Source organism: Streptomyces nogalater, assembly GCF_039532885.1.
Taxonomy (GTDB): domain Bacteria; phylum Actinomycetota; class Actinomycetes; order Streptomycetales; family Streptomycetaceae; genus Streptomyces; species Streptomyces nogalater.
In genome coordinates, this window is the sequence record NZ_BAAASM010000051.1 from 1 (window position 1) to 4,091 (window position 4,091).

At 68.3% G+C, this 4,091-nt stretch carries 4 protein-coding genes and 1 pseudogene; 4 read left to right on the forward strand and 1 reads right to left on the reverse strand.

Features of this window, described 5'->3' with window-relative positions:
- A partial coding sequence (locus tag ABD350_RS28980) for a helix-turn-helix domain-containing protein (RefSeq protein ID WP_344351639.1) occupies nt 1-393 on the reverse strand: 393 nt, incomplete at its 3' end.
- A 119-nt stretch (nt 394-512) separates the two neighbouring features.
- Here ABD350_RS28980 and ABD350_RS28985 point away from each other — a divergent pair.
- The 4 genes and pseudogenes from ABD350_RS28985 to ABD350_RS29000 form a co-directional block, all read left to right on the forward strand.
- The gene (locus tag ABD350_RS28985; RefSeq protein ID WP_344351641.1) at nt 513-743 is read left to right on the forward strand and encodes a hypothetical protein; all 231 of its coding nucleotides are present in this window, start codon (nt 513-515) and stop codon (nt 741-743) included.
- 249 nt (nt 744-992) lie between these two features.
- Entirely contained in the window at nt 993-1,436 is a 444-nt protein-coding gene (locus ABD350_RS28990) for a glycine-rich domain-containing protein (RefSeq protein WP_344351643.1), read from the forward strand.
- 71 nt (nt 1,437-1,507) lie between these two features.
- Nucleotides 1,508-2,344, forward strand: a complete 837-nt coding sequence (locus ABD350_RS28995) for a protein kinase family protein (protein WP_344351645.1) — start codon at nt 1,508-1,510, stop codon at nt 2,342-2,344.
- 1,047 nt (nt 2,345-3,391) lie between these two features.
- Nucleotides 3,392-4,091: pseudogene (locus ABD350_RS29000) on the forward strand (replication initiator); the annotation flags it as partial.

Sequence of the window (4,091 nt, forward strand, 5' to 3'; positions counted from 1 at the left end):
CCCATCGGCAGCTCGTTCTCGCAGCAGGTCATTGAGCCGCGGGTACGCCTCGTGCAGGAAAACAGCGGCGTACACCAACACGTCGATGTGCTCGCGGGCCTGGGTCAGCATGTCCACGAAGGTCGACACGGGGATGTCTGCCCGCTGGTCGTAGAGGGCCACAAGTTCCGGGCTGACGGCGCGGGCGGGGCGTGCCTGCCGGAGCGCAGGCCATAGAGCGTGCACGTCTTCTCCTAGTGTTTCCGCTGCCAGCATGGCCGTGGCTCGACGCGGCGTACGCCCCAGATTGACCCACCGTTCGACGGACTTGGGATCGACCTCGACCTTGTCCGCGAGGGCGGCGTACGTCCATCCGCCGGCCGCCATGGCAGCACGTAGCCTCTCGTTCGGCATCCCAATCTCTCCTAATACGCAGGGACGGCACTAGGGACGTTCTACCCGACGCAGGACGTCCCAAAGTGGGGTGCGTCGGGGGTTCTGGCGTCCTGCTGGGCGGCGGGATGCTCTGCCGCATGGCGAGCAACCAGCAGACCAGACCAGGCATCGGTGAATTGGCGAAAGACACTGCCAGTGGACGGATCGGCGTCGTCATGGATGAGGTCGGCGCCAGGGTGCAGATAAGGCCCATCGGCGGCGGTGTCGAGTGGGACGCCCTGCCGAACAACCTGGTGGCGCCGACCGCGCGGGAGGAACTGAGCGCCCGTCTTGCCGTCAAGAACGGCAACAGCCGGGGTGGCCTGTGATGCGCGCCATCGGCCGGTTCGCGAGGGGTCTGTTCATCGTCGTGGTCAGTGGGTCCTGCGGCCTGGTGATCGGTATGGCCCTCGGTATCAGCCGGTAGACCGGCCGTCCCGAACGGGATGACACCTTCCTTGGCTCCCTCTTCCCCGTTCGGGGCCGGCCTTCCAAACCCCCGGTGGCCCGTGGTCCCCGCCTCGGTAACCGGCGCGGGCGCAAGTGCCAGAGCACAGCGACACTCAAGGAGTATTCGCATGACGGCAACGGCCAACGACCAGAAGACCGGTCGTGCGGTGGCTGGTGAGGAACTGCTCGACAGCCTCATCCACTTCATGATGGTCCACAACGGACAGACGCGCGAGCGCGCCGAGCGGATCGCGGACCAGGCGGTGGCCTTCGTGGTGACTGCGGCGACCGCCACCGTTCCCATGGTCCCGTCGGACGACGTGGATCTCGGCCTCCACGCGCTCATCCTGCACACCAAGGAGTACGCCGAACTGTGCGATCGGTTCGCGGGCCGCTTCCTCCACCACAACCCCAAGCCGGGTGGAGGGGCGCGTGACCCGGAGAAGGTGGCCGCCTCCGCCCGCGCGATGAAGGCGGCCGGGTTCATGGTCTTCGACGACCTCTGGACCGTGGACGGCACGAACCTCGCGCAGTGCGACGCGGATTGCGGCCGTCCGTACGGTCAGGCGTAGGGACACGACACCAGCGACGCGGCCGGCCTCGGGTACGGCGTCGGCCGCGTTGCTCGGAAGGAGAACAGACGTTGCCTGGGACACCCCCCGAACTGCCGATCGTCGTGCTCGACGCACTCATGCCCACGGCTCAGCGCCTGGTCCTCAATCGTCGGGGCTCCATGGTCTGGGAGGTCGAAAGCCATCGAGGCCACTACGCCGTGAAGGTCGGATACCCCATCGAGGCAACGGCCGACTGGCCGGCCCAGCCCTGGACGGCGCTCGCACCCGCACGCGAGGGCGCCGTGCTGTACCGCCTCGGCTTCCACGACTTCGCGTACGGCGAGTGGGACGGCGGCACCTGGAACTTCCAGCCGTGGCGCGAGGGGCCGGACCTCTATCGGCGGTGGGAACCCTGCCGCGATCCGGAGTCGCGCATCGAACCGGACCCCAGCGTGGCTCTGGGTTGTGTGGAGGCCCTGGCCGAACTGCACGCGAAAGGCTGGGCCCACGGTGACGTACAACCCGCGCACTTCATCATCGGTCCGGATCGAACGCACCTGATCGACCTGGCGTTGGCGAGCGGTGGTCGCGTGCCCGAGGGGTATGACTTCCCGTTCCGGGGTTGCCTCGTCCACTACGAAGCACCGGAGATCGCGCGCAGTGTGCTCGCGACCGGAGTGGCAGAGCCCACGCGCGAAGCCGACATCTATGCGCTCGGCGCCGCACTGCTCATCTCCGCCACGGGTTGGCGGGCGGTCGACTACCCGGACGACGCCCCGCGCCCCGTGCAGCGAAAGGCCGTGGCGGACGGCAAGCGCCGACCCGTCAAGGTGCAGGGCGAGATGGGGGAACTGATCGAGGCCATGCTCAGCCACGCGCCCGGGGACAGGCCGACGATCTACGAGGTCGGCAAGTCCCTGAGCTGAATCCAGGGCCAGGCGCTTCCCAACGCCGCCATCCCACAACGAGACCCAGTCGTCCAAAGACCGGACCACCCCTCAGCCTGGACAGCATTCCGGGTGGTCCGGTCGCGGAAGCCCTGATCAGGACCCCGATGCCGATGGTACCGGGGCGATTGGCGCGCTCGGATGCGGGCGCCGCCGCACCCCGGCTCCTTGTCACTGCACTGGAGAGGGGCCTTGACATGAGCCACCGAAAGTCGACCACGACGGTGGGTGCGCCGAACGAACACCCGTCACGTGTGTCTCCAGCAACCCCGTACCGGCCTCAGCCACGCTTCTTTCGTGCGTCGCGGCCCATGCCCCGATCCTGCCTGGGCGTTGGTGACACGGCCGGGCAACACGGCACGACCTGTGGTTCGCGGGCCCTGCGGCTCTGAATCGGCGAGCGGTTGAGGGGAGAGATCGCGCCTGGCGCAGGGTCGGCTTGCTCCTGGTACTCGGACTGGCGGGTTGCTTCCTGAGCTGGTCTTCCGCCTCGGCGATGCCGCGCGCTGAGCGGGTGGGGGCCGCCGGAGCGGGGCGGCAGACAGGAGCGGCGGCGGCCCGTGGCCGCCAGCGCGCGCGGTCCGCCGCAGGCGGGCCGCCTTGATCCAGTAAAGAAACTCTGAACAGCTCCGCCGTGCCGGGCCTCTGCCGATCGTGCGGCCAAGCCCTGGTCTCGTCTTCCCAGCCGCTCGCAGCTTTCTGCGTCGATTAGGTCCGCTACACCCATATAAGAGCCTATTTGCTCTGGCGGTCGCCGAACTTTATCCACAGGCAAGGGCTTGCAGGATGCCGTTGCGGGACCGGTCGGGACCTTCCCGGCCATCCCGTTGGACAGATTTTTGGGCGGCGGCTGTCACACCGCCCCGCTTTCTGACACCTGTAGCAGATGAGTCGGGGCCTTCAGGTGGCCCGGAAGCCGACCAAGGAGGAGTGGCGTGGATTGCACGAACCGGTGTCACATCGCTGTCGTTTCAAGGGCCTGCGCAGGTTGCTCCTCGGTGCCGCGAGCGGGGGAACATAGCCGACGGCTGGTCGATCACCACCGACCCCGCCAGCAAGGAAGTGGTCCGCTCCTACCGCTCCGAGGACGAACCGTCCGGACGCCTGCTGACCACCTGCGGCAACCGTCGCGCCTCCCGCTGCCCCGCCTGCTCGCGGGTGTACGCCGCTGACACGTACCACCTGATCAAGGCCGGACTCTCCGGCGGAAAGAACGTCGCCGAAACCGTCCGCGACCACCCCCGCGCCTTCGTCACCCTCACCGCCCCTTCCTTCGGCCCGGTCCACAACCGCACCACCACCGACGCAGGTCAGCCCCGCCCCTGCGCCTGCGGCACCACCCACACCGAAGAGGCACCGGAACTCGGCACCCCGCTGAACCCGACCACCTACGACTACACGGGCGCCGTGCTCTGGAACGCCCACGCCGGGCAGCTCTGGGCACGCTTCACCACCTACCTGCGCCGCGCCCTGGCCGAACACCTGGGTATGACGCAGAAGGCACTGAACGCCGCTCTCCGCGTCTCCTTCGCCAAGGTCGCCGAGTACCAGAAGCGCGGCCTGGTCCACTTCCACGCCGTGATCCGCTTCGACGGACCCGACGGCCACACCACCCCGCCCCCGCCCTGGGCCACCTTCGATGCCCTCACGGCCGCAGTGCGTATGGCCCGGGAACGTGCCCGGCTCACCGTCGAGTCCGACGCCATCGGCGAACGCGTCATCACCT

Excerpts from the sequence above, each read along its gene's own strand:
- ABD350_RS28985 (WP_344351641.1), top strand. The coding sequence starts at position 513 with ATGGCGAGCAACCAGCAGACCAGACCAGGCATCGGTGAATTGGCGAAA.
- ABD350_RS28990 (WP_344351643.1), top strand. The coding sequence starts at position 993 with ATGACGGCAACGGCCAACGACCAGAAGACCGGTCGTGCGGTGGCTGGT.